Origin of the sequence: Amycolatopsis sp. SID8362 (genome assembly GCF_010550475.1) — a bacterium.
Classification (GTDB): domain Bacteria; phylum Actinomycetota; class Actinomycetes; order Mycobacteriales; family Pseudonocardiaceae; genus Amycolatopsis; species Amycolatopsis eburnea.
The window spans coordinates 1-3975 of the sequence record NZ_JAAGNB010001430.1 but is presented as its reverse complement, the minus strand read 5'-3'; the positions used below and the strand labels follow the sequence as shown (position 1 = coordinate 3975).

Below are 3975 nucleotides of genomic sequence, written 5' to 3'. Positions count from 1 at the left end.
GGTGACGGTCAGGACGGCACCCTTGCCGACCCGCAGCACGCTCAGCCCGGTGTCCCCGCCGGGGTAGCCGGGCGGCGTGGCGGCGGCCCCGCGGTCGGCGTCGAAGAGGGTCGGGCCGGCGGTGGGAAGCAGCGCCGTGACCCCGATCCCGCCGGTCGCGCGCACGCCGGTGAGGCCTTGCGGCAGCGGCGCGGCGGTCGTGGGCGGTGACGTCGTGGTCGACGGCGGCGGGGCGGTGTCTTCGCCGGTGCACCCGGACAACAGAACCAGCGCCGCACAGACGGCGGCACCGCGGAATACGGGTCCGTTCAGGGTTTTCCCCCGATCTGCGAGGTGGAATCCGGTTCTACCATCGTGACCATGGGCGAGGAAGAGAACGCGGCGGCCGAGCGGGCCACCGAAACCAAGCCGTTGAGCGAGCGCGATCTGCGGGTCTCCGACGACGAGCGCGAACACGTCGTCGGCGTGCTCCAGAAGGCGATCGGCCGCGGCATGATCGACCTCGACGAGTTCACCGAGCGGACCGACCGCGCGCTGGCGTCGAGGACGCGCGGCGAGCTGAACGCGGTGCTGGCCGACCTCGCCGGTCTGTACCACCCGAGCGCGGCCGTCGCCGCCGCTCCGGCGTACGCGCCGCCGCCGGTGGGGTACGCGCCGGGCCGCCGGTTCGAGCTCAACGCCAAGTACTCCTCGCTGCACCGCGGCGGCCCGTGGGTGGTGCCGTCCGAGCTGGTCGTCCGCAACAAGTACGGGTCGACGAAGCTGGACTTCACCGAGGCCCAGGTCCAGTCGCCGGTGGTGCACATCGAGCTGGACGCCAAGTGGGGTTCGGTCGAGATCATCATCCCCGAGCACGCGGCGGTGGACCTCAACGCGATCAGCGACGTCAAGTTCGGCGCGATGGAGGACAAGACGCGCAGCAACGGCCGCATGGGCAACCCGCGCTACGTGCTGAGCGGCCGCGTCCACGGCGGCTCGCTGGTCATCCGGCACCCGCGACGCGGGCTCTTCGGCTAGCCGGGGTCCCTCTGCCCCCGGCGTCAAGAAGGCCTCCCCGCCCAGGCATCGGGCGGGGAGGCCTTCGTTTTCAGGCGGTCCGCAGGTTCTTCGCGACGAACCCCACTAGCACGGCGAACGCGACGGCGGCGAGCCCGGCGACGACGTGCAGCCCGCTGGCGAACCCGTACGACCGCGCGACGGCGCTGCCCAGCGTCCCGACGGTCGCGAGGCCGAGCGAGTAGCCGAACTCGTTGACGGTCTGCGCCAGCGCGGAAGCGGCCCCGGCCTTGCGCACGGGAACCGAGCCGATGACGAGATCGGTCCCCAGCGCGACCATCGGCCCGACCCCGAGCGACGTCACGGCGAACCCGAGCGCGGGCCAGGCGGGCCCGCCAGCCGGCTCGACGAAGGCGAGGATCGCCATCCCGGCGGCGGCGAGCGCGACCCCACCGGCGATCAGCACCCGCTGCGACACGCGCCGGGCCAGCACGGGCGCGGCGAGGAAGCTGACGGTCGAGGCGGCCATCCCCGGCAGCAACCCGAGCGCGGCCCCGACCGGCGAGAGCTGCTGCGCGATCTGGAAGAACTGCGCGACGAACAGCATCGTGGTCCCGCCGAGCACGCTGAACAGCAGCATCCCGCCGAGCGTGGTCCGGAACGCCTTCGCGGCGAAGAGGCTGAAGTCGACCAGGGGCTCGTCGAGCGTCCGCTGCCGCTTGACGAAGACGTACCCGAAGATCCCGCCGATGACCAGGGCGACCACGGGCGTGAGGTGGACACCGTCGCGAGCGAGCTCCTTGACGCCGTAGACGGCGGGCAGGATGGCGGCGAGCGAGAGCCCGACACTCGGCAGATCGAGCCGCCCGGCGGTGTCGTCGCGGTACTCGGGCAGCAGCTTCGGGCCGATGACCAGCAGCAGGACCATGGCGGGCACGCCGAGCAGGAAGACCGAGCCCCACCAGAAGTGCTCGAGCATGAAACCCCCGACTACGGGACCGACGATCGCCCCGACGGTGAAGCACCCGGCCCAGATCCCGATCGCCTCGGCCCGCTGCCGCGGGTTCACGAACATGGCCCCGATCAGCGAGAGCGTGGACGGAGCGAGCGTCGCCCCGGCAACCCCGAGCACGGCCCGCGCGGCGATGAGCATCCCGGCACTGGCGGAGAAGGCGGCGACGACGGAGGCGACCCCGAAGGCGGCGGCCCCGATCAGCAGCAGCCTCCGCCGCCCGATCCGGTCCCCGAGCGTCCCCATGGTGACCATGAACCCGGCGACCATGAAGCCGTAGACGTCCATGATCCAGAGCTGTTCGGTCCCATCGGCGTGCAGGCTGCCGGCGAGCTTCGGCAGCGCGAGAACGAGAACGAAGACGTCGAGCGAGACGAGCAGAGCGGGCAAGGCCAGCACGGCCAGCCCCACCCACTCCCGACGCCCGGCCCTGGCTTCGGCAACCGGAGCGGAGATGGTGGCGGTCATGGGAGGTCCTCTCGGCTCGACTGGGGTTCTTCACCTGTTCGTCGAGCGGGAGAGGCTGGGATCGACAACCTCGGGAGTCTTGTTTTGAGTGAGGCCGGGGTTGTCCACACCCCTCGAACAATGTGGACAACCCCGTGGGTTCAGGCTCGCACAAACCGCCACGGTCGGTGATGACCGATAGACTGAAAGTGGGGGGCGCCCCTGCGGGTTGGGTCGGTTCGGCGTTGCCAAGCCGCCCACGGCTCGCCCACCAGGGGCGAGCCGTTGCCGAGCCGCCCCGCGACTCGCGCGCCGCTGCTGCGAGCTACCCGCCCGTCAGGGGCGAGCCGCCGCGCGGGCTGCTGCCGGGTCCGAAGTGGCCAGTGCCGCTCCGGCCAGCGCTTCGCACTCCGCGAACGTCGTCGCGGCCAAGCTGGCGCCGACCGTGCGGATCGCCGGGGCGTTCATCGACAGGCTCGTCAGGCCCAAGCCGGCCAGGACCAGGGCCAGGCGCGGATCCGCGGCCGCTTCGCCGCAGACGCCCGCCGGCTTGCCCGTGGCCTTGGCCGCGTCGCCGATCAGTTTCAGCAGGCGCAGCAGGCCCGGCTGCCAGGGGTCGTTGAGCTTGGCGACCGCGCCGAGCTGGCGGTCCGCCGCGAAGGTGTACTGGGCCAGGTCGTTCGTGCCGACCGAGACGAAGTCGACCGCCTCGAGGATCTCGCGGGCGCTCAGCGCCGCCGCCGGGATCTCGATCATCACGCCGGCTCGGGGGATGCCCGCCGCGCGGACGCGGTCGGCGAACCAGGCGGCTTCCTCGACCGTCGCGACCATCGGGGCCATCACCGAGACCTCGGCGCCCGAATCCTCGGCCGCGCCGGCGATCGCTTCGAGCTGGCGGTCGAGGACCTCGGGGCGGTCGAACGCCACGCGGAGCCCGCGGACGCCGAGCGCCGGGTTGGGTTCGGCTTCCGGGGAGAGGAAGGCCAGCGGCTTGTCGGCGCCCGCGTCCAGCGTGCGGACGATCACCGGCTTGCCGCGGAACGGGGCGAGCACCGCGGTGTACGCGGCGCGCTGGTCGGCGACCGACGGCTCGTCCGAGGCGTCCAGGTAGCAGAACTCGGTGCGGAACAGGCCGACGCCCTCGGCGCCCGCGTCCGCCGCGGCCTGGGCGTCGGCCGGGGAGCCGACGTTGCCGTAGACCTTCACGCGGTGGCCGTCGGCCGTCGCGCCCGTGCCGTTCCACTCGGCGAGCTGGGTGACCGTCGCGGTGACGACCGGTGCGGACGGGTCCGCGACCTCGACCACGCCCGTGTCGCCGTCGACCGCAAGCGCTTGCGCGTCCAGGGCGAGGAGCCCGCGCACCGCGACGACGGCCGGGATGCCGAGCGCGCGCGCCAGGATCGCGGTGTGGCTGGTCGGGCCACCTTCCTCGGTGACCAGGGCGAGGACCTGCGCCGGGTCGAGGCCCGCGGTGTCGGCCGGGGCGAGGTCGCGGGCGACCAGGACGGCCGGCGACGTCA

At 72.9% G+C, this 3975-nt stretch carries 3 protein-coding genes and 1 pseudogene; 1 reads left to right on the top strand and 3 read right to left on the bottom strand.

The features are described 5' to 3' along the window. A pseudogene (locus tag G3I65_RS44170) lies at positions 1 to 261 on the bottom strand (hypothetical protein); the annotation flags it as partial. 99 nt (positions 262 to 360) lie between these two features. Between G3I65_RS44170 and G3I65_RS44165 the strand changes: the two are divergent. Beyond that, the gene (locus G3I65_RS44165; RefSeq protein WP_125309259.1) at positions 361 to 1017 is read left to right on the top strand and encodes a DUF1707 domain-containing protein; all 657 of its coding nucleotides are present in this window, start codon (positions 361 to 363) and stop codon (positions 1015 to 1017) included. 70 nt (positions 1018 to 1087) lie between these two features. Here the strand turns inward: G3I65_RS44165 and G3I65_RS44160 are convergent, their stop codons facing one another. Next, positions 1088 to 2476, bottom strand: coding sequence for an MFS transporter (locus G3I65_RS44160; RefSeq protein ID WP_160701395.1), 1389 nt, complete (start codon positions 2474 to 2476; stop codon positions 1088 to 1090). 315 nt (positions 2477 to 2791) lie between these two features. Next, the coding region (locus G3I65_RS44155) for a putative PEP-binding protein (protein WP_160701394.1) at positions 2792 to 3975 on the bottom strand (1184 nt) is incomplete at its 5' end.

Excerpts from the sequence above, each read along its gene's own strand:
- G3I65_RS44165 (WP_125309259.1), top strand. The coding sequence starts at position 361 with ATGGGCGAGGAAGAGAACGCGGCGGCCGAGCGGGCCACCGAAACCAAG.
- G3I65_RS44160 (WP_160701395.1), bottom strand. The coding sequence starts at position 2,476 with ATGACCGCCACCATCTCCGCTCCGGTTGCCGAAGCCAGGGCCGGGCGT.